Origin of the sequence: Sphingobacterium sp. ML3W (genome assembly GCF_029542085.1) — a bacterium.
Taxonomy (GTDB): domain Bacteria; phylum Bacteroidota; class Bacteroidia; order Sphingobacteriales; family Sphingobacteriaceae; genus Sphingobacterium.
Genome location: NZ_CP107036.1, coordinates 1,306,854 through 1,330,873, shown reverse-complemented (window position 1 = coordinate 1,330,873; position 24,020 = coordinate 1,306,854). Strand labels below are relative to the sequence as shown.

Here is a 24,020-nt window from a genome sequence, read left to right as displayed (position 1 = left end):
TTGACTATTTTTTTGCAGCATTGTTCCAGAATGCATCTTCGTCTTCAATTTTCTCCGAAAACAACCAGACTTCTTTGATCTTGCCTTCTTCGATACGCAATAGGTCTACACCTTTCATGGCAAGTTGTTGATCTTTCCCGGTTGCTTTGAAATGGATTGAAGCTGTGACAAGGTTGGCATTGCTACTCAGGTAATCAATTGCATCAATGGCAAATTTACCGTTGCTCCATTTCATAAAATTGCCTAAATGGGCAAATACTGCCTCTTTTCCGCTATAGGTTCCGGATTGGATCCCATCGCCAGGCTGATGCCAGAGGATATCATCTGCAAATAAGCTTCCTACTGTAGCAAAGTCTCCATTGGCTACGGCATCAAAATAGGATTGAACAATCATTACATTTTTTGACATATCATCTTAATTTTAAACTGTATTAATATTGTACAAATGTCTAATTTAGCATTCTTATACACAAGTACCTACCTATAAGTAGGGTACTTACCTCAGATTAAGAATAGCTGACTGTCAATTAGATAAAATGAATATAAATATTTCTGACGAGAACTGTCCACTACGAAAAACGCTTGAAATCATAGGTGGAAAATGGACCATGCTGATAATTTTCCAGATCAATGAACGCACTGTCCGCTATGGCGAACTGAAACGCTGCATCGTAGGGATCAGTGAAAAAATGCTGATCAGTCAACTTAAGTTTTTATGCGATAAGGGATTCGTTCATAAAAAATCCTATGCTGAAATACCTCCAAAAGTGGAATATATGCTGACAGATATCGGAAAAGAACTGCTTCCAGTGATCAATCAAATCATACAATTTGGTATCAATCATAAGTTTTAATACTAATTGTTACCTTAGTCCGTTAGAAGATTGTCTTGCACACGAAATCCAACGCGAATGGCTTTAAGACCGATCAGTCCTTGTAGATCCTCGACCTCAAATTTTTCGATATCGTCATTTAATAAGCCTTTGTGCTGCAGTAAATTGATATAGCCTAAGTATTCGGTCTCTTCATGTCCATAGGAATAGACAATGACCAGTTTGCCTTTTTGGGTGATACGCTCTGTAGAGCCTTTGATCTTCGCCTTGTCAATACGTTTTTTAGCGATTTCATAACGTACATTGTAGGAGCCATCGATATCAAACTGCTTTTCATCCATCTTGAAACGGATGGAAATCGGCGTTGCAAAGACCAGAATCAGGGAGGTCACCTCCAACTGGTGGGGTAGTTCGGGTTGGAGTACCCTAAACTGGCTTTCCATTTCACACATGACCTGCAATTGCCATAAACGTAAATTTTTGAGGTAATAGAGCTCAAAAATTTTGTCCGGTGCGATGGAAGCGCCAATAAACATGTTGTGCTCAATACCGTCGGTCTTATAACGCTCGTAATAATGCGGGAAGTATTCCTGGGCCTCTAGTTGCTTTTCGTCAAGGATAGTCACCAACTTCTTATTGATCAGCGTGATCGAGTTGTCGTAATCCTGCCGTGCCTCATAAAGTCCGCCAATAGCCTGATTTATCCGGTCGAAATAGGTATCGATTGCCTTGACAATGGAACTATTTTTATTGTTTTTCCGAAAGTTGTCCAGAATGGGATGTACGTCGAGATTAAAATGATCCAGAATAACCTGTTCGGTATCGTTTGATAAGGATTTGTCAAGTGTCTCGAGGTTTCGCTCCAGATCAAAGATTTTCTGCTCAAACAGCGGTAATTTGTATTCCTGATTGATAGCGGTAAACAGCGTGATCAATTCAGTCGCCTGATGAATCAGATCCTGCTTAATCGCCTGATTTCTGGATTCTGAAGAGCCCTGTACATCAATCTGGCCATAGAGTGGATAAACATGTTCAAAAACGATTTCCTGTAGCGTATAATCCTTTCCAAAAGCTTTATCGTTTAGGTAATGGATCGCCTCTTCCTGAAAGCGCCATTTGACACTGGGATGAATTGAGGTATATTCTTTTTGGATAATCGCCTCAATCTGATTTTCCGTTTCAGAAAATGCCTTGGATACTTTGTCTTTGATAAAAGGTAAGACAACATCGAGCTTATTCGCATTGACCGAATTCAGTGCGCGCACCCTGGATGAGGACATTTCCAATATGCCAAGCACTTTGTTGTCCTGTATCAGGGGGGCAAAGATAAAGCTCTTCACATGCTGCTGTTTCAGTTTGTTGATAAAAAACGCTTTTTTTGGATCCGTCGTAGGTAATTTATCAATGTCTGGAACAACCAGAAGTTCTTCTTTGCTTAGCAGGCTTTCCAATGTTTCATTACAGAGCATTTCCTCACATTCGGCTATAGTGGAATCGTAGAGGAGATGGCTGTACAGCTGTTTTTCGACAATTCTCAAATTAAACTCCTCCCTGACTTTTTCAAAGGAGGTCAATCCGATCCGCAGATCGTCTATTTTGTAAATAGATCTGAAAATACCCTGAATTTCTTCCATCTGGACCGTCTTGTCTTCGAGCAATAAGTTACTTTTGAAGCTTGACACAGCATTCTCCGTCGTCGCATCAAAAAGGGTCATAATGGAAAATCCTTTCAGTATCCAGCTCTGCTCAGGAAATTTAGATTTCCAGAGGGCGATATCCGAAAAATTGTCAATCAGCTGAATGATGTCTTCTTCGGAAAGTTTCACTGCGCGATCTGTAGGAATAATATCCATAAAATCTGCATTGAACAGCACCCTGTAATGATGCATAATGTTATTTTTATCTGGAATATCCAGGAATATCGGCGTATCCATCGCATCAACTTTAACACCATAGTACTGGCTGATGATCATACAGCAATTTAGAATATAATAGGTATCCGGCGAGATATCGCGGTAGCTAAAATCATAATGATCGCCGGCATCATGAAGGATCTTGTCTAAACGTTCGCTATGATTGAAGGTATATAAATAGAACGGAATTGTAATGGCCTTGATTTCATTTTTCGTCAGTGATCTTGGAAATAGATCCGCCAAAAGTACTTTGATAATAGGCTCATAGGGATGTAAATCCGCTTTATTTTCGATACCGTCGACAAGTGCCGGATATTTTTCGATTTCTTTGAGCAAAGATTTAGCATAAGTAGCCTGGAATTCAACTTCGGACAATGCCGTTTCCTCAAAAGATTTGATAATCTTATGAAAAGCAATCAGGGTCTTAAAAGGACTGGAATCAAAGGTGAAGTTAAACTGCATAGCGCTTGTTTCTGAAAAAATTAGCTAATTATTGGATACACACAAAAGTATAAAATAATCAGGGATTGAATAGCAAAATCTTAAGTAAACGTATCGTTCTCAATATATGATTGCTTATTTATTGCATTTCGTTATTAAAAAAGGTAAATTGGACTTATTCCTTATATAATAAGGTAGTACAATAAAATAGTAGGTGAAAGCAGCATAATGTTTAGGCATCGAGATAAGGGGCGAAATTATATCCATAATGTGCAATTAGCTGCATTATTGTCCATAGTAGCCGGAATAGTGAATATCGTGGGAGTACTTTCCTTTAAAACATTGACAACAAATGTAACTGGCCACTTTGCTTTTTTTTCGGAGGAGCTTTATCGAAATAATTACCTGTTTGCCCTGCTGAGCATACTTTACGTCATTTCCTTTCTATTAGGTGCATTTTTAGCCAATACGACGATGGAACTTACATCCAGGGGAACGGCGCATTTTTCGTATAGTATACCCATCGGCATTGAAATTATTTTACTTGCATTCGTATCACTTTTTAATATCCCCAGTTCCAACACCTCTGTTTGGCTATCCTGTACGCTTTTGCTTGCTATGGGATTGCAAAATGCGCTGGTAACCAAAATATCAGGGTCGGTTGTTCGCACGACGCATTTAACGGGATTGTTTACAGACTTAGGAATTGAGTTGTCCCAAACGATTTTCTATAAGAAAGTAAATGAACGAAAGCGTTTAAAAAGAGGTATCCTGCTCAAGATCATCATCATTGCTGGTTTTTTCCTAGGCGGTATAATGGGGGCATTTATATATGGCTGGTTTGAGAGGAAGACACTTTTATTGCCTGTGATCATATTACTGGTTGCACTTTTTTATGACCGCTTACTACTCGGATTTTACAGGCTCAGGCGGAGGCAGCAAGATCATTCGGATAGATCAACGAGAAACTTTTAGCAGTTAAAAAGATCGCAACAAGCTGAACTATTTTGTGATGCCCGATGTTCTCCATGTAATCTGTAAGCAAATTTGCAGGGCATAGAGAAATTAACACATAAAACAATGAATGTATTTAATAAAAATATGCTGGGTGGCTTGATCGGAGCGGTAATCCTCAATGTAATCCATAGCGTTGCAAAAAGATTTGACACAGAAGCGCCGGCAATTGATGAAGTCGGCGAGGAAGCGATGAAAAAGACGGTAAGTGCTGCAGGATTTGAACCGCCAAAGGGAAATGCCCTGGTGGCTGCTACCTTTGGTGCTGATATCGCCTCAAACGCAATGTTGTATACCATGATCGGATATGGCGGCGACAAACATATCATTCTCAGAGGAGCCTTGCTCGGTACAGTGGTGGGCCTGGCAACATTGACAATCCCGGAGCAGGCTGGACTAGATACCCAGCCGATAAAAAAGACCGAACGGACAAAAATAATGACCGTATCCTGGTATGTCATCGGTGGAATGGCCGCCGGGCTGGCCATAAAAGCGATGCGAAGACATCATTAATATCTCGATATAGTATCAAAGCTCCTTTTCTGGCACAATGTATCTGTGCAGAAAAAGGAGCTTTAATTATTGCCTATTCCTAATGGAGCTTTATCATAAAATGCCGTTCAGCTTACCTGGACATCGCATGAATAACACCTATATGCGACCTGAAAGCAGCCCAGAATGTTTTAAATTCGTTATATTGTAATTTATACTCCTCGCATGTTTGTTTCACAATGCGATTAAGCGCCGGATAGTGTACATGGCTAATTTTTGGAAATAAGTGATGCTCAACCTGAAAATTAAGGCCTCCAAGCAACCAGGTCAATACTTTGCTCTTGGTAGCAAAGTTAGCAGTTGACTGGATCTGATGAATCATCCATTCTTCATCCACCCGTGAGGCTTCTATGGTCTTGAATTCCGTTCCCGAAACGACATGGGCCAATTGGAATACAGTTGCTAAGCTCATTCCACACACCACACCGGCGATCAATAGGCCAATTAGCGTAGGTAGCCAGCCGACAAATAGAACGGGAACAACCACAAATAGCGTAAAATGGATCAGCTTACTTACCCAAAAAATAACACGTTCTCTGACAGGAAAATGAAACTGCTCCTTATCATTGCCCATACGACCACGGAAGTATTTTTCATAATCCTGATAAAAGATCCAGGCGAGATAGGAGATACCGTATAACAGCGGAAAGTAAAAGCGCTGATAGCGGTGATGTTTTTTTAATTTTTGATCATGGTGTATACGCATGAATTTGACCTCGATATCATGATCCTCACCGTCGATATTGGTATAGGTATGATGGGCAATATTGTGTTTGAGTTTCCAGAAATAAATGTTGCCTCCCAAGAGATTGAGCGAATAGGACAGTACGGTATTCAGTCGTTTATTGTCCGAAAACGAATTGTGGCCTGCATCATGCATAATATTGAAGCCTATCGCAGCAAGATTGGCTCCGAAAATGACGCATAATAAGATAGCAATGCTCCAATGAAGCGGAACGAATACCAAAAGAATATAGAGCAGGATAAAGGTGGTCAATAGAATGGAAGCTTTCAAATAAATTCTTCGATTACCGGTTTTTTGTTTTGATGAATTTATAAAATAGTGATTGATTTTTTGCTTTAAAGCTTTAGAAAACAATGTATTTACATTGTCGAATTTAACAGACTGGGACATGTGATTTTTTACGCGGGAAATATGCTTGTACTTAATTTCCAATCTTTAGTGATTGGCTACGGTGAAGTTACAAAATATAATTGATCATCAATGTATAAATAAAGTTAAATTTCATCACAACTGAAAAAATCGAAATACTCGTTTTATTTGTGTACATTTATAGAACCTCCCTACGTGCAGCACCTTGTTAAAGATACAAGACGATCGTATGCAAGGACTTCACATAAATAATCAACAATGATTTCAACGACGAAAAGAGGAATTGCGTTCCTATCAACTTTTCCCCCTCGCGCCTGCGGTATTGCCACCTACACAACAGATTTGATGAAAGCCATTTCAAGTAAATTTGAGGATTCATATGACCTTATTCCGATACCAATCGTAGAGACTCGGGATCAGGCTAATTATGATCAGGCTCCACTAGGTATACTGGAGATCGGGGATCCGGTTTCATTTGATACTTTATTTGAAAATATTCAACACTACAAAAATATCGATATAGTGTGCATTGAACATGAATTCGGTTTATTCGCTGGTCAGGAGGCCAGGTTCAGATCGCTTGTTTCAGCACTTTACGCAACGCAGATCACGATTGTAGTTACTTTTCATACGGTACTACCATCACCAGACAGTGCCCTACGCGACCAAGTATCCGCCATTGCGGAATATTGTTCACAGATCGTCGTCATGACTCAAAATTCTGCGGATATTCTTATTAACGCTTATAAAATCGCTCCGAATAAAATCACAGTGATCGCACATGGGACGCATTTGGCTCCCGCAACAAATAAACAGGCAACACTAGAGCGATATAATCTACTGGGCAAGAAAGTGCTGAGCACCTTTGGTCTACTAGGGCCCAGCAAAAGTATTGAAACAACATTATATGCACTTCCCGCTATTATTAAACAAAATCCAAATGTGCTATTTCTTATTTTAGGACAGACACACCCCACCTTGTTGCAATGGGAAGGGGAGACCTACAGAAATCAACTACAGGAAATAATAAATCAACAGGGAATAGCTGATCATGTCAGGTTTGTGAATGAATTTCTTTCGATAGAGTCACTATTAGCCTATCTATCCATCACCGATGTATATCTCTTCACATCAAAAGATCCCCTCCAAGCGGTGAGCGGTACATTTTCTTATGCCTTGAGTTCGGGCTGTCCTATCGTTTCGACACCGATTCCCCATGTCAGGGAGGTTCTGAAAGCAGATATGGGCACGATGATCGATTTTGGAGCATCGGATCAACTCGCTGACGCCGTTAATCAAATTTTGGACGATACACCGAGACTAGAGAAAATCCGCCATGTGAATCTTCAAAAAATGGTCAAAACCTCCTGGCAAAATGTAGCCATAGCCCATGTCAATCTATTTGAACTCCTTATTGACGAAAAAAGGGATATGCTGTATTCTATTCCCCCGCTCAATCTAGACCATATGTTTCGGATGTCAACGGAAAGAGCATTTGTTCAATTTGCAGATATCAGTATGCCTGACCTAACCAGTGGCTATGCATTGGATGACAATGCGCGGGCCCTTATTGCGATGTTACATCATTATAAATTATACGAATCTCAGGAGGACCTTGGCTTGATCAAGAAGTACCTGGACTTTATAGCTTATTGTATGCAGGATGATGGTACCTTTTTGAACTATGTAGATATTGATGGTAATTTTACCCTGCAAAACGAGCAGGAGAATCTCGAGGATGCCAATGGACGTGCTGTGTGGGCATTGGGAGAGGTGGTTGGATTAGCCAATCTGTTACCCGAGCGAATAGTCAAACCTGCTATTGAACTTTTGGAGCGAGCTTCTAAGCATGCGCTAGTTTATTATTCAACACGATCAATGGCCTTTACGATAAAGGGCTTAAGTTTTATGAAAGGCAATAATTATAAAGCGATCATAGAAGTTTTAGCCGACCGCTTGGTAGCCATGTTTGAGTATGAAAGTACCGCCGATTGGCAATGGTACGAATCCTACATGACCTATGGCAATAGCGTGATTCCGGAGGCATTGTTGGCTGCCTACGAGTCAGCTGGTGATAAGAGATATCGTGACATTGCTTATCAATCCTTTGATTTTCTATTGAGCAGAATTATTGTTGATGACGAAATCCATGTTATTTCCAATAAAGGCTGGGCACAACGCGATCAGCCGAGAGCTCAACCCAAAGGAGGGGAACAGCCCATCGATGTTGCCTATACCATTATTGCGCTGGATAGGTTTTATAGACATACAAAAGATGAAAACTATAAAAATACGATACGGACAGCATTCGAATGGTTCCTGGGGCGCAATCATATCCAGCAAATTGTTTATAATCCGGTGACGGGTGGTTGTTTTGATGGCCTAGAAGAGCGTACTGTAAATATTAACCAGGGTGCAGAATCGACCATAAGTTATTTATTGGCGAGGCTGAAGATGGAAGCTTATTTACCAGAAACTGTAAGTTGATGTACTGATTTTAAACGATATCGTAATAAGTTTCATTACCAGAATGGCCGCTCTGATTTTACAGAACGGCCATTTTTGTTGTGCTATACGATAAATATCGTATTAATAAGCACCGATATAACGATGTCCTGTACCGTTCAATAACTTGGCACCTTTCGTCAATTTGCCAGTTTTCCAGTTGTAAACAAATACATTTCCGGCTTCGCTGATAGGTGTCAATGGAACATACACGTTGTCGCCTACCTGAGCAATACTTTGCTGTTGATCAAAGTTTAATTTAGACTCATATTCTGTGGCAATTTTAGTTGCTGTTTTCGCATTGAGGTCTATTAGCGCCAAATAACCACCTTTTTTATCAATGTCATATAGGACAAAAGCTTTACCTTGACCTAGGTATTTCCAGGCTTTTATTCCAGCAAGACCACTAACGCCTAGTGCTTTTGACAGATCGAATACATAGCTGTTGTCATAATCATTAGTATTTTTGTCAATACGCAAGATATGTGGATAGCTCGTTGTATTTGCGCCAGTGGATTGATAAACATGGCCATCTTCAGCAATATACTGGGTCATGGTACGGTAACCATTATTACCATATTTACTTTGTGTAGACCAGATTAATTTCGGATTTTTAAACGAAGGATAGTCAACAACCAAGGTTACAGTACCAGCAATGTTGGCGGCATCACTTGGCCAAGAAACTACACCTGTTTCCTGATTCTGACTAGGAGTTCCCTTCGGATTCACTTTCGAAATATTACAGCCTATATAGACTTTATTCTTTGCCTGGTTGATGATCGGTACATCAATACGGCCGATCGAATAACCTTGAGCCAATTGCTCATCGGTAAATGGAATAGTAAATGAAGCTGTATTTAAAATACTTGGATTATCAAGATTGATAGATGCTACAGTGGCTGTAGACTTGATATTGCCAAAAGTTACTGCTGGAAATGTACCTGTAAAAGATGTCTGTGTTGTTGCACTTACACCGATACCTATCCCTTCAGCTGATTTCACCCAACGTGGTGAGGTGCCTAAAATAACAGCTGCATTCACTTCATTGCCACTTTTCACATATTTTTCCGCACCATTTACTGCATATTTCTGGAAAATGCCACCGTCAGTTCCCGTATATTGGATATCATATAAAAATTTTCCATCTGCGGATGCCTGTATACGTGAGGTTCTTGGTGAATCAAATTTCAAGCCTTTGCCATTAAAAACATCAAGCTCAAAAGCAGGGTCAATAGCTTGATCAGGTGAAATAGCATAGGCCATTGTACCGCCATTACCGTCACCATCGTTTGTCAATTTTAGTGCAGCTGTCAATGTAATCCATCTGTTGTCAGTAGGTTTTTCCTCTGGAGGTACTACCGCGCCGGGATTCCCACTATCTTTACTACAGCTACCTAAGGTTACCGACGCAGCCAATGCACCGAATAGAACAGTTTTTAATAGATTTTTTTTCATATCACTTTTGTTTTTTATAAGAATTTGCTAATCGTGTAATTAAGTTTGATGTAGAATGCTCTTCCGGGTTTCTGGACACCAAAGTTGTCATACAACGCCGTATTAAATATATTTTTTGTGTCAAAACTTGCCACTAGTTTTCCGGAGGGAAAGCGATAGCTAAGCCCTAGATCATGCACAAACTGACTAGGGGTGAGGCTCCCTTCAGAAGGATGCCATGCGATATCGTAATGCCCAACGTAGCCCATATTATAATACAGGTTCATGATAGCTCGCTTTTGAAAGACATTGTCCAAACGATACTGCGCATTTGCGTTCACTGTAAAATAAGGTTCGTTTGGAATCTGTAGATTGTACCGGTCATCTGCACGTCCGGCTTTGTCGAATTGTCGCTTGTAAAGGGCATTGAATTTGGAAAAATTGACCATGACATTAAGCTTGTTGTCAAAAACATAGATCAACTCAGCTTCCACACCTCTGGATTGCGTGCGACCAAGATTGACAAAAGCGGATGCCTGAATATCCAGATCGGAGTCCGTTACAATACTATCAACTGTATGACGGGTGATCTTGTCGTAGCCGTTTCGCCAGAAGGCACTGCCATAGAACGAAAATCGATGTTGGTCAAATATTATATTTGCCAGTCGGAAACCCAGATTATAATTTATATTTTTCTCGGGCGTAAGATTGAGGTTGGGCAATATATTGGTTTCGAGATTCCCAAACATCTGTTCTTCTGAGGGCATGATTTTACCATTTTCCATCGAAGTAATCAAAAACAAATTCGGCAAGATATTATATGAAATCGTTGCCCCGTATCCAAAGTTGTCGCTAAAGGTCTTTTTTGTTTCTGGATTGAGGGTATATGATCCGTCGGCGTTATACGTCGGATTTGGATTGGTCTGACGGGTACTATTGGCTGTATATTTGACCAGGATATTGGTTTTCAGTTTATTATTGAAGGTCTGTGCTTCATAATTTGCCGATAGAATATTCTTAGTAACGCCTGTTAATATCAGTAGATCCTTATTGACTGGCCTTAGGAGATTAGTATCGTCGCGGTCTGTTTTTTCCAGCTTGTGGTTGAATGATACCCGATGGCCTGGTAATATCATATAACCCAAATTTGAACGAACATTTGTTATTTTGCGATCTACCTGTGTAATCGTCGGCAATCCCTGTTGTGCCCCGTTGGGTGATTTCATCGTAATCGGGGGAAGACCATTTTCGATCATATAATCCGTGTGCAGCACCACCGGATTTCCGTCCCAATTGTATAATGTTGTTACCGTATCCTGAACATAGGTGCTGCGTTTGCTACGTACAGCATTGACATTCAAGGTCAGTCCATCCACAAAAAGATTACGTTTGCTATAGTTTAAGCTGAATACATCCGCATTATACTCTGAAAATCGACCAACATAGGGCCGATTTGTCGTTGTTCCGTGGGGTATTTCCTTATAGGTGTCAGAAATATTATAGCCCAAGAAAAACTGATCTGCCCATTTCACATCTGTAAAACCAAATTCAAAACGTCCACCTGCAGACCGGTAGGTATCGTTAAATCTTTTGGCCCTGAAATCCCGAGCCAGTATCCCATTTCTGTCAGTATATTTTGAGAATTTCCCCCACATTTCATAGCTATTGTCTGTGTAGGTATAAAAGCCGGAACCTCTAAATGAAAGTCCGGTTTTTTTATCTCGTAGGGTGAGGCTTGCATCAGCATTGAAGGTATTAAAAGAGCCATAAGAAGTCGCAACGGTCGCATTGTTATGAGCAACATCTTTTTTCATGACCACATTAATTGCTCCGCCCACATAGTCGCCCGTCAAATGGGAGGGAAGCACCCCTTTGTATACTTCGATGCGCTCAATCATGGCGGGCGGAATATTATTGAGGTTAAACGAAGATCCATAGGTAGAGACCTCTATGCCATCCAAAAATATACCTATCGTGCTACCCGACATACCATTGAGATTATATTCAATTTGGGATCCAATGCCACCATTTTGGCGGACACGCACACCGACGGTCCGGTCGAGGAGCTCATTGGTGGTCAGGTTGCGCAGTGCGGCTTCTTTTGTTTCGACGACAGCTACAGCGAAGCCACCGATCTCCATTTCTTTCTTGGCCGAATTACGCTCTACCTTAACCTCTTCAAGGTCATTTTTGCTTCTCATTTCCACACGGATGTTGACATGTTGGCTTTTTTGATAAGCGCGAAAGGAGATTTCTTTCGCATATAGCTCTAGTGAGGAAATGAACAGCACATGATCACCGTAAGGTACATTCGTTAATTGGTAATGCCCTTGAGCGTCAGTCATTGTCGCGAGTTGACTATTCTTAAGCTGAATAGTAACGTGGGAGACGCCTTTTCCCTCGTTATCACGAACAATACCGGAAATGCGGGCCACCTGAGCATATACAAAATAGAACGAACAGGTAAGGGCAAGAGTTAATATATATTTTATTTGTTCCATTGAAACGATAACAGTATTTTTGACAATTATTTGTATTTAATCTAAATAAGGCGACGCAAAAGTAAAAAGTATTATACGCAAGAAAGTAACGTATTCCGAAAACAAGATGACGCAGAAAGAAATTTATCAAGATAGGGGTGATCTGGCAGAAGAGCCAATGGTGATAGATCGACAATTAAATGGCTTACGGATGATCGCAGCTGAAAACTGTGCAGATTATGAAGTGAGCTTGAAAACAGAAGTTTATGCATTGGTTGTCAATCTTGCTGATCAGGTAGCGATCCATTACAACGGTTTAAAGGGGACATTACAGAGGAACCAGAATGTATTTATTAAGTTAAACGATGCCACTTTAGCTATTGCTGGCAATGAGAAAAGCACTTATTTTATATTGGCTTTTGACCATGCATATATACGTGAAGTTGGTCTGGAAGGGAGCTTTTCGCATGAGCTACTATTCAAGGATGGGCAAAATTACTTTTTGATAGACCATTTTCCAGCTATTGTCGGCAAGCTGATGGATTTAAAACAAACGAGCCTCAAAAATGTACTTATGCGCGTCTATTTGCGGGCAAAAGTCAGCATGATCCTCTGTCTATTATTAGATTCGACACAAAATAATATAAAATCTACCCGATCAAAAGTTCCGGCTGATCAACAGGAGAAAGTGCTTTTGGTCAAAGAAATGATTGAAAACAATCTGGATCAGAATTACACCATTGCAGCCCTTTCAAAGGAGGTGGGGACTAACGAGCAATACCTGAAGCTGAACTTCAAAAAGTATGTTGGTCAAACTATTTTTGGTTATATGACGGCCTGTAAGATGAATAAGGCTAAAATCTTGCTAAAGACAACTGATTTAAAAATCAGCCAGATATCCCAACAGGTGGGTTACAAGCACCCAACGCATTTTGCGGGGGCCTTTAAGCGGTTTTTCGGTTATATCCCCAATATGATCCGTTGTATGGGTTTCTATTTAGCAGATAGTTTAGAACTGTTTATTCTTGGCGAGGAATTATTGCTACCATTCTGATAGCAATGCAATTAAAACAGATTGTTTTCAAATCGGCAGCTAATAAAAGCGAATGATAAATTTCCAGCAACGTATGCAACACAAAAAAGATATTCCGGTCAGGACACTGCCCAAAGAATTTGGTCATGGTATTGCTCTTGCAAGAGTTTCACCCGAATCTTTTTGGGAAGATGAAGAAATCATGCAGGCACATCGGCACGATTATCATTTCTTTGTTTTACAGAAAAGTGGCGTTACTGTTATGGAAATAGATTTTCAGCAATACCGCACAGATAAACCGACCATATACTATCAATCGCCGGATCAAGTGCATAGGGCGGTACAGGTAGAGCATATAGAAATGTTTATGCTAATCATTAGCAATGAAAATATTGCAGCCGAATATCTTACTATTCTGCAGAGCATCTCGCCCCTAAAACCTTTGGCGATTGACTTAGAAGATCTTGCAATTATTGAAAAGACTTATAATTTGTGCATTGAACTCTACGACCGAACGAACGACAAATTGCATTTTTCTGTATTGAAGGACAGCGTAAATGCTTTGATTGCTTTACAGCTATCCGTGTATCTAAAATATAGTAAAACTGCCGAGTCACAATCGCGGTTTGAACGGATTAATAAAGCCTTTTTCTTATTATTGAAACAAAACTTTCAGACCTTGAAACGTCCGGCGGCGTATGCTGCCCAATTCAATATTTCGGTTTCCTATCTCAATGAGTCGGTGAAAAATGTAACTGGATTTTCTGTTTCGCATCATATACAGCAACGCGTAATTTTGGAGGCCAAACGATTGCTATATCACTCTGACAAATCGGTTAAGGAGATCGCTTTTGAATTGGGCTATGAAGATTATCCTTATTTTTCTCGCTTGTTTACCAAGATATGTGGCATGAGTGCCAAAGCGTTTCGTAGCAAAAACCACGATTAGTCCAATCAATACAACTCTTTATTCTTTTTTATGCTGAAGCCGGAGGCTTTCTTTGTGTTCAATCAAAACATAAGATTATGCCAAGTGCTCCAAAATGGGTTTTTGATACCCTGAATCTATTCGTATCACAAATTCCCGAGGTACAAGTAAGTCAAACTGAATATTTGTCAACAACCGTCAAACGAATTAGTTTACAGGGGGATTTTGAAAAACTGCAGTTTTCCGTCGGTGCTTTTTTTGACATACGTATTTCTAACACCGATGTCAGAAGATATACCATTGCTGAAATAAACAGCGAAAAAGACAGCCTGCAATTAATTGCACATATCCATGGTAATGGCTGTGGTAGCGACTTTATGAATCATCTGGAAGTGGGTGATCGCCTGGTACTCAACAAACCTCGAACAGAACAAAAGTACTACGATAAAGCAGCAGAGAAAATCGTGTTCTTTGGCGATGAAACCTCACTGGCATTGGCCTGCTCTTTTTTACCTGTTATGGAGGAACAAAAGAAGGAACACCTGTTTCTTTTCGAATTGGAAGCAGAGAACCATGCTATCCCGGAGCTACTCGGACTGGAAAACAGCATTGTATTTCCAAAATCGACTTTGTTTTGTGATCCAGATCAGATTAAAGATTTACCCATTTTCAAAAATGAATATTGGTCTGACGCTTATTTTGTTCTTACGGGAAATGTAAACTCCGTGCAAAACTTTCGGAAAGTGATACGAACACAAACGCATATGCGCGTTAAACATCAGGGCTTTTGGTTGCAGGGGAAAAAAGGGCTATAAATTAAAACTGAAAGGTGTATAGATATTACTCGCTGTATTTATTTTGGGACAGAGGATTGAATCTTCTTGAAAGATGAGTAACGTTATGGGTGTTAAAAACTAAAGGTATATGGTGATTTTAAGATAAACCACCATATATCCTTTAGGACTGAACTGATAATATGGTATTAAAGTGCAGCTTTGATAGCTGCCAAACAATCGGATTGATATTTCATGATATTATCTTTGTCTGCAGCAGATATCTTTCCATCTGCAACATCTTTTTCGATTTCATTTTTAATATCCAACAGCGATTTTTCTTTATCCACTGCTTTCTCATGCGAGTCAGCATTGATACGATCTACCCATGTTTTACCTAATTTTGTATAAAGCTCTTTGGCTTTATCATTGGATAGCGTTGGAGCGGGTACTGACGCAATTGCTGCATTGGCGGCAGCTTTATTTGAATAAACGACAGCTTCGGCATCTTTCGTAGCAGCATCTTCGGATGTATTCATCGCCTCTTCATTTGCATCAGCAGCTTTTTCCTCAGCGTGTTCCATACTATCAGTGGCTTTTTCCTGTGGTGTCTGATTATTACATGAAACTAAGATGGCTACTGTCGCCAGAGATGCTAAAAATGTTTTGTTTAAAATCATATTATTATTTGTTTAGTGAAACTAATTAAATAACACTTGCTTTTTAGAATTCGTTTGTTTTAATTTACTTTTTAGGCTTTCACAAGCTGTTTTTTTCGCTATCGCCATAAAATGAAATTATTTCAAACAGTTTATACCTGGACATTGTTGAATATATATAGAACGCTTGTCCGATCATGAAGAATTTTTAAAAGCTAGGCACCTTTCCAACCTAGCTTTTCTTAATTTAAAGACTAGCGTTGACAAAGAATCTATAATAAAATAAACGATTTAAAAGGTAGTTGAAATTTTAAACAATCGTGTGTTTAGTCTTTCACAAGTATTTTTTAATATATTAGCCTAAATATAATTAGTTGATGAGGGGTGTGGGATTTCCTATTATTAGCAGATTTAATTACTAAAAATTAATACTATGCGGCAGTTGGAATGTCACGAAGAAGAGATTCACCTATGTGGTAAGATCCAATTTTTTGGTTTCCTATTTATTTTTGATGACAGCGGATGTATCGCTGCAAGTGAAAACCTTATTGAGATTCTAGCTATCCCGATGAAGGAGATTTTGGGTTTACCGATGGATCGGACACTCTCCTTGTTGTCATCAGAGGTAGAATGGGATCTCAAGGAGATTGAGAAACAGATCAATGGAGAAATATTTGTCCGTTTTGTGGAGCGGATCCGTATCAAGGATGTCGATTATTATCTGAGTATCTATCGATATGACAGGAAAACATATCTTGAAATTGAAATCTGCAATGAAAATCAATTAAAAGCTACCCGCTTATTCTATTATGCCAAATATCTAGAAGAACAACATGGAAATGCCTGGCAGTCGTTAACGGTATTGATCCGACAGATCATTGGTTTTGACCGTGTCATGGTCTATTGTTTCCAAGAAGACAATAGTGGACAGGTAATTGCCGAATCTTTGGCTGAGGATATGGGATCACTCATGGGGTACCGCTATCCCGAATTTGATATTCCTGCCCAGGCACGGGCACTGTACACCAAATTTCTGGCACGACATGTAGCCGATATTGATGCGCCTGCGATATCCGTGCAGGGACGCGAGGCTACTGAGCTAGATTTGACACGCTGTAGCCTAAGAGCGTTGTCTCCTGTACATTTGCAATATCTACGAAATGCTGGTGTACATGCCAGCGCGAGTTTTTCTATTGTTATCGAGGGTAAACTTTGGGGACTGGTGGCTTGCCAGAATCGTAAACCACTAAATGTGGATCTTGCCCAACGTCATTTATGTGCATTTTTGACACAATACGCTATAAATTATTACCTTTCGGAGCATCAAAAAGAGAACCTTGTTGCACAGACAATCATGGGCGTGATGGAGCGCGACATGAAGTCCGAGTTGCTGGTCAATAATGATATCGCAGTCGTGCTTGAGCGCTTTGCACCACAGATCATGGACATCGCAGGAGCCGATGGAATTATGATCAAACATGACCGTGGCTCCAGTACTTGGGGTGAGGTGCCAGCGGAACAATTTCAAAAACAAATTGATCATCATTTGGCGCAACAGGAAGCCAATGATCTTTTTTTTACATCCGCTTTTGTGTATGATCTAGTTGAAGATATACAATCCAAAATATTCCCTGGGATTATTCGAATAAATATCCTCCCTAGTAATAAATGGTATATGTATCTCTTCCGAAAAGAACATGTGTACGAAGATGTCTGGGCAGGTAAACCAGAGAAAATATACCACTATGATCCAGAACGAAAAGTAGAATTTCCATCACCGCGAACTTCTTTTGAAGCATGGCGTGAAATCATGAAGGGCAAATCCATCAAATGGAAGCAGTCCGAGCTGTCTTTTGTGGAAAAAGTCGCCCATATAACGCAACAAGCTATTGCGCAAAGAGGGGGTGAGATAGCCCAGCTCAATAAGGAACTTATGCGTTCAAATAATGCATTGGATACTTTCGGCTACACCTTAACCCACGATCTCAAAAATCCACTGTCATCCATCAGGCTTGCTGCACAGATGATGTTAGTGAAGGACGATCTGCCCAAAGATATGTTACGCAAAATGGCAACCAATATTATGGATGCAACAACTTTGATGACCGAAATGATGGATAAGGTCTACCAATTGGCACAATCCAATTATGTATCCTTCAGAACAGAACTGATAGACCCTCGGTTAAAAATTCTAAATATCTTGGAAAGCTGTAAACAACAATTTGACGTTCCCGACCTAGAGTTTGTTTTAGGGCAGACTTTAGCGATTCAGGGAGAGAGGACACTGCTCTACCAATTGTTCTTAAACTTGATCGGAAATGCCATAAAATATAGCAGTAAGAAAGATCAGCCGAAGGTTGAGGTATATAGTGAAAAACAAGGTAATTCAGTTCATTATTATATCAAAGACAACGGTATAGGCATGGATATTCAAGATCAGGCCTATATTTTCGAAATTTTTAAACGTTTACCCAATTCCCAAGGCTTTGAAGGATCAGGGATAGGTCTTTCTATCGTCAAGCGTATCGCCGATCGCCTCTCGGCCAAAGTCACCGTCGAAAGTGAACTGGATGTAGGTACAACGTTCTGCGTTAAATTCAAAGGATAATAACAGTATCTCACTCAAAACGAATATGCCACATACTTGTTCTTGAATTATGATTGATTTGGAGAAGATTTTCGCCGATGGCATAGATGCATCATTTCTTGTTGAAATAGGCCTCCGTTCGGCCATCATGTTTTTGCTTATCTTAACGATACTACGCCTGTCTGGAAGAAGAGGTGTAAGGCAGTTAACACTTTTTGAGGTAGCAATCATAATAGGCTTAGGATCTGCGGCCGGGGATCCAATGTTCCAGGAGGATATCCCGATTTTTCATGCCGTTGTTGTTTTTATCTGCGTGATCGCAATTTATAAAGCTATCACTTGGATCGCATCAAAGTCGGAAACGGTGGCTCAGTTGCTAGAGGGCAAAGTGTTGCCAGTTGTTAAAGATGGTGTATTTGACATCAAACATGAGAATGACAATACTTTTTCACGTATGGAGTTCTTTTCCGAACTACGAAATCTGAATATCGAGCACCTTGGTCAAGTTAGGGAAGGGGTATTGGAGGTTGATGGCACCCTTAGTGTACTTTTTTATACCGATGAAGATACCAAATATGGGCTACCAATTTTTCCTTCGTCCTACAGGTCTGTTGATATTTCTGTAAATGATGGACCATTTGCATGCATGTATTGCGGAAATGTCTTATCTCATGTAAGTACTGATTCCCCGCAATGCCCGCGATGCAAACGGACGAAATGGGCTCAGGCGATAAATAGCAAACGAGTTTAGAGAATCTGGTCAGATAATCGATGACATAAGTTCTAAGCCTATGCCCATACTACAGCTATCCAAAGTGCTCATAAACTCAAATCGGAGTGGTAAATGTCCAACTCCGATTTAAATATGATTTGAATGAGCTTGTGTTAGCCTTCCACAGGAATTTCAGCGATATCATAATACACTTTTAATCCTCTTTCTTTCGCCAGCCGCACATCTTCATCTGCACCTTTGGATGCTCCTTGTATACGTAATACAGCATCACATTTTTCCAGCATCCGATGTGCGACAGGGTATTGAATTTCTTCCCATTGCTGATCACCGACCTTAGTTGATCCAGCTAATTTTATCAGTGGAAGGGCCATCCATTCGCCAATAAAAGGGATATGACCTTTTCGAAAGATGTCCAGCGCAAAAGATTCGAGCTTGTCTAGATTCCGCTTCATCAAAATCGGATCATCGTTGGTGCCACCACGATAAGGGCCTGCAATTAAAATAAGCATAGTTTTACGTTTGTTAGTTGATGCTAAATAACGGCCTTATCAGATAGAAAAAAATAAACTAGTTTAAGGTTTCCAACTTTTTTCGCTTGATCATACTTAAAAATTCAGCCGTAATACCCAAATACGAAGCGATCTGCTTTTGCTTTACCTTATTTGCGACCTCAGGATATTTTTTCACAAATATATCATAGCGCTCTTCCGCTGTCATCGATAGATTTTGCACCACACGCAATTGTTCCCGGATATATGCATTTTGCATCAAAATCCTAAAAAAACGTTCAAATTGCGGTACCGTCTGATACAACTTTTCTAAATCATTTTTCTTCAATTGGTAAATCGTACTCTCTTCAATAGCCTCTATGGTCAACATGGCGGGAAGTGTATTTATAAAGCAATACATATCCGTCACCCACCAATCCTTTATAGCAAACATGATCGTGGATTCTCTCCCCGATACATCCAAATAAAATGCCCGCAATGCACCGCAATCAACAAAATAGATCGAATCGCACAATTGCCCTTGTGTCAGGAGCTTGTTTTTTCGTGGTATTTTCTTTTTCTTGAGCAGGGATAAAAACAACGAACACTCGCTTTCCGTAAGCGTGATGTGTCTATTGATATTTTCTAAAAGTGACCGGTCTTCCATAAATGCTCAATCTACAAATTTCTTTGGATTCCGGCGGTTAATTTTTCATCTTCAGCCCAGTCGTTGTATGGCAAGGTCCAGACTATCTTCTTTATCCAGCTTTAGCTTTTGTTTGATCCGATAGCGTGCCATCAGAATACTTTTGGGGTCTACCGCAAGCCGATTGGCAATTTCTTTGTTGGAAAGCCCCATCAGGATATAAGAGCAATGCTTTAGATCCAGGCGGGTGAGCTTGTTATCAGCCAGTTGTTGCAGCCGATTAAAAAAATCAGGATGTATATCGACTATACTGCTCTTGATATGCTCAACATCTTCATCCATCCGCAGGTCTTCCTTGAGGATGCGCTCCATCTGTTTTTTGAGCATGTCATATTCTGGATGGTCAGCCAATTTATCGCGCATCGTCTGGAGAAGCTCATTTTTTTGCTCTACCTGCAGATTGCCGGCCAGCAATTCTTTTTGGAGCCTGTCTTGCCTTTCCTGCAACAGTTCCTGTTCTGCTTTAAGCCGCGCAGCTTCTTCTGCCTGCAACTTTTCCTGTTGAATAGATGATTTCAGCCTAAAGTGGTAGGAGCGGAAAAGAAAAATAAGTGCAAGAGCACCAGCGATAATGAGTCCGATGTAAATAACATTGAGCTTTTTGTTAAAAGCTGCCCGCTCTTGCAGCCGTTCCAGTTCTTTATCCTTCTTCTCGGCCTCGTATTGGACTTCAAGCCGCTGAGCAATGGCCATTTTTCCAGCGTCATAGACTTGGCTTTCATACTGCATATACCGCTTGAAGTAAGCCAAAGCTTTAACAGGATCGCTCGCTTTTTCGGCTACTGAAGCCAAGCCCTTTAGCATCGAAGCTCTGACTTGTAAGCTGCTGCCAACATGGCTTTCTACTTCGCTGAGTCCCAGTAAAAAAAGTTTTTCTGCCGCCCCATAGTTGCCTTCTGCCAGCTCATACTCGCTCAATATCCCATAACTATTGGCAATGATCTCCTCGTGACCAGACTTTCGACCAATGATCAGAGCCAGGTTGATGTATTTATCAACACTATCTTTATACTGTTTCGGAAAGAATTCCCAATAAATATTGGCCAGATTTAGGGCAGCAGCACCGCTGTTGATATGATTGATAATCCTGCCGGATTGTGCCTTGGACAGCTGGAGCAGTTGTTGGTTATAGAAAATCGAGGAATCCAGTAATTGCCTTTTCGATGGTTCTAGTCTAAAATCCTTCAGGAAAGAGGAACCAACAGCCAGATAAGCATTACAGATCATATCCGGGTCACCCGAGCGGTACGCCGATTGAAGGCTTAATTGGGTATATGTCTTTAATTTTCCGGTGTCTTTGAGGTCTCCATAAATACTTGCTAAGTAATGATATACCAAGCTCCGATAAGCATCCGCAGGTTGTCCTTCCAAGACCTTAAGTGCCTTAAACAAACTGGCGGTGGACCTGTCCGGCTGATTAACGATATATTCCAACCAGCCCTTTCTTAACCATACATAGCCATTGACAACCTTATCTGTAGATGTTGCGCTATAGATCAATGCGCTATCGATATTCCGTTGTGCGAGTACCAGACTGTCCCGTTGTACATTCAGATAGGTCAATGTAGCTAATGCAAAAGCAGCGTATTGACCATCGGAAAGTCCGCGGCTTAACCGCAAGGCTTCATTTGCCGAAGCTAAAGCGGCAGGCAGATCAGTTTCATAAAGGGTTCTGCCAAGCTGCGCGAGTGCCACGGCTCTTTTTTCAGTGGCTAGATCCGGCTGACGAAGAACAGTCCGCAGTGAATCCTCAATACGCGATTGCGCACCTGCCGGCTTTAGTGCGGTGAAAAACACAAGTAAGATCAGGCTGAGGCTTATAGAGATCTTCATAACAGTTCGCGGTATGGAATAGTAATTTTCAAAATTCTTTGTTTATAAAAATACAACATAATCCATAATATGCAGCTCATCCCCAGGGTCTACAGGGGTGATAAATAGATCAAACAGCGCTGTAGAGGTTTTATAGAGCTATTCTTTTTCACTTGTAGATACTTTGTAGAGGCCATATCCTTTGAGAATATAGGCATTCGATAGCACCTTTGTATAAAAAGAACTTCATTTTAAATTTTATCTTATGGACAACAAAACCACTGCAATCGTATCCTATATCACCATCATTGGCTGGCTGATCGCTTATTTCTCTTATAAAAATCGAACAGAAAAAGATGCCTACGTAAGCTATCATCTGGAGCAAAGCCTGGGTGTATTTATTTTTAGTATCGTTATTTCGGTCATCACCGGAATCTTGGTCACCGTCATACCGACCTTATCGGGTATCTTTTCTTTACTCACGCTTGTTCCCCTGATTCTTTTGGTCTTGGGTATTATCAATGCATCGAATGAAGTCATGAAACCGGTACCGCTAATCGGAAGTTTTTTTGAGAAAAGATTCAGTTTTCTACACTAAGTTTTAATATAAAAATGTCATGAAAAATATCCTTGTATTCCTGCTTTCCATGGTAACCGCCTGCAGCGTTTACGGACAAAGTACCGAAAAGCCTTATATAGAAGTAAGAGGTATGGCAAAAATTGAACGAACCGTTAAGTCCTATATCCTAGACATCATGATTACCGAAGAGCTTGCCTATGCCGAAGAGAAAAAGCCTTTTGAAGAAGTAAAGAAAGCTTTTTTTGAAAAGGTTAAAACAACGGATCCTGGCGATATCATCAAGTTGAGTAACCTGATGGTGGATAAAAGCGGTACGCAATCCATTACCGCCCGGAGGGTGAACTATCTGCCCGTGAAAGATTTTTCAAAGGTGATCGCAGCTGCTTTTGCCGACGGAAAAGCACGTGCAGAAAAAATGGCTACCGCCATCGGTAAAAAACTGGGACCATTACAAGCTGTAGTCGATTATTCCACCACAAATGATGAGGTGGAAGACACAGCCTATTACCAGCCCAAGGACGACAGGTACTATTACCTCTCTTTAAAATATCATGTGGAATAGATAGAAAACAAATTATAGACCGATGAAAAAGACAATTTTTAATCTTTTCGTTTTGCTCCTCACCTTCAGTATGATGGGCTGTAAAAAAGATCAAATATCCGATAAACCTATATCGGAAAGGATATTGGGGAAATGGACCTTTGTCTCGCAGGTTACAGAAACGCTTGAACCTCCAAATCCCCCCAAGGTAAAAACAAAGCCAGGAGAAATGGGGGACTATATTGATTTCCGTCAGGATGGGACAATATCTTATGTCATCAATAGTTCCAATGAAAGACAGGATGATTATAAGCTGAATGGAGCTGAAATCGATATTGATGGTGGCACCTATACGATCATAGAGCTGACCGAGACAAGTTTCATTATGCGCAGTATTGAAAAAGAGGACGACATAACATATACAACCACAATTACGTTAAGAAAATAGCAAGTAGATGAAAATCAATAAATTTTTAGTAACTATATTCCTTATAATTGCCGTCCTTGCACTAGGTACCGCCTGTAAAAAAGACAGTCCAGATCAGGAGGGAGGCAACGAGGAAGATAAAATCGTTCAGGTCATGCGGCAGAAAATTCTGGGACGTTGGAACTTGGTGGAATTTATAGAGGAAACAAAAACAGGGAATGAGCCACCTGAAGTCATTAACAACGATCCTAAAAATATTTACTTCGATTTTTCCGCTAATGGTCTTGTAAAAACAAACGCCGAGGGTGAGGATGAGTTTCCCTACGAAGTGAAAGCAAATAATAAACTCCTGTTATGGGAGAACGAACAAACGATTGTTGAACTAACGGCTAACAAGCTGACTTTTAGAAATACCGCAAGTTCGGAAGGTATCACTTACATGCAAACTTATTTTTTAACGCGGTAGG

General features: G+C 40.4%; 22 protein-coding genes. 13 read left to right on the top strand and 9 right to left on the bottom strand.

What is annotated here, in order from left to right:
* Nucleotides 1-4 precede the first annotated feature (4 nt).
* Nucleotides 5-409 carry a nuclear transport factor 2 family protein gene (locus OGI71_RS05695; protein ID WP_282254410.1) on the bottom strand — a complete coding sequence of 135 codons (405 nt, stop codon included), beginning with the start codon at nucleotides 407-409 and terminating at the stop codon, nucleotides 5-7.
* A gap of 127 nt (nucleotides 410-536) precedes the next feature.
* Between OGI71_RS05695 and OGI71_RS05690 the strand changes: the two genes are divergently transcribed.
* Nucleotides 537-854 carry a helix-turn-helix domain-containing protein gene (locus OGI71_RS05690; protein ID WP_282254409.1) on the top strand — a complete coding sequence of 106 codons (318 nt, stop codon included), beginning with the start codon at nucleotides 537-539 and terminating at the stop codon, nucleotides 852-854.
* Nucleotides 855-868: 14 nt separating this feature from the next.
* On the opposite strand, the gene OGI71_RS05685 is transcribed toward OGI71_RS05690, so the two are convergent.
* A complete protein-coding gene (locus tag OGI71_RS05685) occupies nucleotides 869-3,208 on the bottom strand; it encodes a GAF domain-containing protein (protein WP_282254408.1) in 2,340 nt (779 codons plus the stop codon).
* A gap of 207 nt (nucleotides 3,209-3,415) precedes the next feature.
* Between OGI71_RS05685 and OGI71_RS05680 the strand changes: the two genes are divergently transcribed.
* Nucleotides 3,416-4,162 carry a YoaK family protein gene (locus OGI71_RS05680; RefSeq protein WP_282254407.1) on the top strand — a complete coding sequence of 249 codons (747 nt, stop codon included), beginning with the start codon at nucleotides 3,416-3,418 and terminating at the stop codon, nucleotides 4,160-4,162.
* A gap of 105 nt (nucleotides 4,163-4,267) precedes the next feature.
* Entirely contained in the window at nucleotides 4,268-4,714 is a 447-nt protein-coding gene (locus OGI71_RS05675; RefSeq protein WP_282254406.1) for a hypothetical protein, read from the top strand.
* Nucleotides 4,715-4,826: 112 nt separating this feature from the next.
* Here OGI71_RS05675 and OGI71_RS05670 read toward each other — a convergent pair whose 3' ends face one another.
* Complete coding sequence (locus OGI71_RS05670; RefSeq protein ID WP_282254405.1) at nucleotides 4,827-5,888, bottom strand: acyl-CoA desaturase; 1,062 nt, start codon at nucleotides 5,886-5,888, stop codon at nucleotides 4,827-4,829.
* Between the two features lie 237 nt (nucleotides 5,889-6,125).
* On the opposite strand from OGI71_RS05670, the gene OGI71_RS05665 reads away from it, so the two are divergent.
* Complete coding sequence (locus tag OGI71_RS05665; protein ID WP_282254404.1) at nucleotides 6,126-8,354, top strand: glycosyltransferase; 2,229 nt, start codon at nucleotides 6,126-6,128, stop codon at nucleotides 8,352-8,354.
* A 102-nt stretch (nucleotides 8,355-8,456) separates the two neighbouring features.
* Here the strand turns inward: OGI71_RS05665 and OGI71_RS05660 are convergent, their stop codons facing one another.
* Nucleotides 8,457-9,827, bottom strand: coding sequence for a hypothetical protein (locus OGI71_RS05660; RefSeq protein WP_282254403.1), 1,371 nt, complete (start codon nucleotides 9,825-9,827; stop codon nucleotides 8,457-8,459).
* Between the two features lie 14 nt (nucleotides 9,828-9,841).
* Entirely contained in the window at nucleotides 9,842-12,307 is a 2,466-nt protein-coding gene (locus OGI71_RS05655) for a TonB-dependent receptor (protein WP_282254402.1), read from the bottom strand.
* 106 nt (nucleotides 12,308-12,413) lie between these two features.
* Between OGI71_RS05655 and OGI71_RS05650 the strand changes: the two genes are divergently transcribed.
* The 3 genes from OGI71_RS05650 (at nucleotide 12,414) to OGI71_RS05640 (ending at nucleotide 15,062) form a co-directional block, all read left to right on the top strand.
* Complete coding sequence (locus OGI71_RS05650; protein ID WP_282254401.1) at nucleotides 12,414-13,340, top strand: AraC family transcriptional regulator; 927 nt, start codon at nucleotides 12,414-12,416, stop codon at nucleotides 13,338-13,340.
* Between the two features lie 73 nt (nucleotides 13,341-13,413).
* Nucleotides 13,414-14,268 (top strand): helix-turn-helix domain-containing protein, encoded by an 855-nt coding sequence (locus OGI71_RS05645; RefSeq protein ID WP_282254400.1) that lies wholly within the window; start codon nucleotides 13,414-13,416, stop codon nucleotides 14,266-14,268.
* Nucleotides 14,269-14,345: 77 nt separating this feature from the next.
* Complete coding sequence (locus OGI71_RS05640; RefSeq protein ID WP_282254399.1) at nucleotides 14,346-15,062, top strand: FAD-binding oxidoreductase; 717 nt, start codon at nucleotides 14,346-14,348, stop codon at nucleotides 15,060-15,062.
* Between the two features lie 167 nt (nucleotides 15,063-15,229).
* Here the strand turns inward: OGI71_RS05640 and OGI71_RS05635 are convergent, their stop codons facing one another.
* On the bottom strand, nucleotides 15,230-15,700 hold the full coding sequence (locus OGI71_RS05635; RefSeq protein WP_282254398.1) for a hypothetical protein: 471 nt from the start codon (nucleotides 15,698-15,700) through the stop codon (nucleotides 15,230-15,232).
* Between the two features lie 412 nt (nucleotides 15,701-16,112).
* Between OGI71_RS05635 and OGI71_RS05630 the strand changes: the two genes are divergently transcribed.
* Both OGI71_RS05630 and OGI71_RS05625 read left to right on the top strand, forming a co-directional pair.
* Nucleotides 16,113-18,287 carry an ATP-binding protein gene (locus tag OGI71_RS05630; protein WP_282254397.1) on the top strand — a complete coding sequence of 725 codons (2,175 nt, stop codon included), beginning with the start codon at nucleotides 16,113-16,115 and terminating at the stop codon, nucleotides 18,285-18,287.
* Between the two features lie 58 nt (nucleotides 18,288-18,345).
* Nucleotides 18,346-19,017 (top strand): YetF domain-containing protein, encoded by a 672-nt coding sequence (locus OGI71_RS05625; RefSeq protein WP_282254395.1) that lies wholly within the window; start codon nucleotides 18,346-18,348, stop codon nucleotides 19,015-19,017.
* A gap of 134 nt (nucleotides 19,018-19,151) precedes the next feature.
* On the opposite strand, the gene OGI71_RS05620 is transcribed toward OGI71_RS05625, so the two are convergent.
* Genes OGI71_RS05620 through OGI71_RS05610 form a run of 3 tightly spaced genes read right to left on the bottom strand, consistent with a single transcriptional unit; the run spans nucleotide 19,152 to nucleotide 22,026 of the window.
* Complete coding sequence (locus OGI71_RS05620; RefSeq protein ID WP_282254393.1) at nucleotides 19,152-19,508, bottom strand: DUF4406 domain-containing protein; 357 nt, start codon at nucleotides 19,506-19,508, stop codon at nucleotides 19,152-19,154.
* Between the two features lie 58 nt (nucleotides 19,509-19,566).
* Entirely contained in the window at nucleotides 19,567-20,154 is a 588-nt protein-coding gene (locus OGI71_RS05615) for a Crp/Fnr family transcriptional regulator (RefSeq protein ID WP_282254391.1), read from the bottom strand.
* 51 nt (nucleotides 20,155-20,205) lie between these two features.
* The gene (locus tag OGI71_RS05610; protein WP_282254389.1) at nucleotides 20,206-22,026 is read right to left on the bottom strand and encodes a LuxR family transcriptional regulator; all 1,821 of its coding nucleotides are present in this window, start codon (nucleotides 22,024-22,026) and stop codon (nucleotides 20,206-20,208) included.
* Nucleotides 22,027-22,270: 244 nt separating this feature from the next.
* Here OGI71_RS05610 and OGI71_RS05605 point away from each other — a divergent pair, with 244 nt between their 5' ends.
* The 4 genes from OGI71_RS05605 to OGI71_RS05590 are packed head-to-tail and all read left to right on the top strand — an operon-like array spanning nucleotide 22,271 to nucleotide 24,019.
* Nucleotides 22,271-22,603, top strand: a complete 333-nt coding sequence (locus OGI71_RS05605; RefSeq protein WP_282254387.1) for a DUF4870 domain-containing protein — start codon at nucleotides 22,271-22,273, stop codon at nucleotides 22,601-22,603.
* Between the two features lie 19 nt (nucleotides 22,604-22,622).
* Complete coding sequence (locus OGI71_RS05600; protein WP_282254385.1) at nucleotides 22,623-23,147, top strand: hypothetical protein; 525 nt, start codon at nucleotides 22,623-22,625, stop codon at nucleotides 23,145-23,147.
* 22 nt (nucleotides 23,148-23,169) lie between these two features.
* On the top strand, nucleotides 23,170-23,574 hold the full coding sequence (locus tag OGI71_RS05595) for a hypothetical protein (protein WP_282254383.1): 405 nt from the start codon (nucleotides 23,170-23,172) through the stop codon (nucleotides 23,572-23,574).
* A gap of 7 nt (nucleotides 23,575-23,581) precedes the next feature.
* Entirely contained in the window at nucleotides 23,582-24,019 is a 438-nt protein-coding gene (locus OGI71_RS05590) for a hypothetical protein (RefSeq protein ID WP_282254382.1), read from the top strand.
* Nucleotide 24,020: the final 1 nt, after the last annotated feature.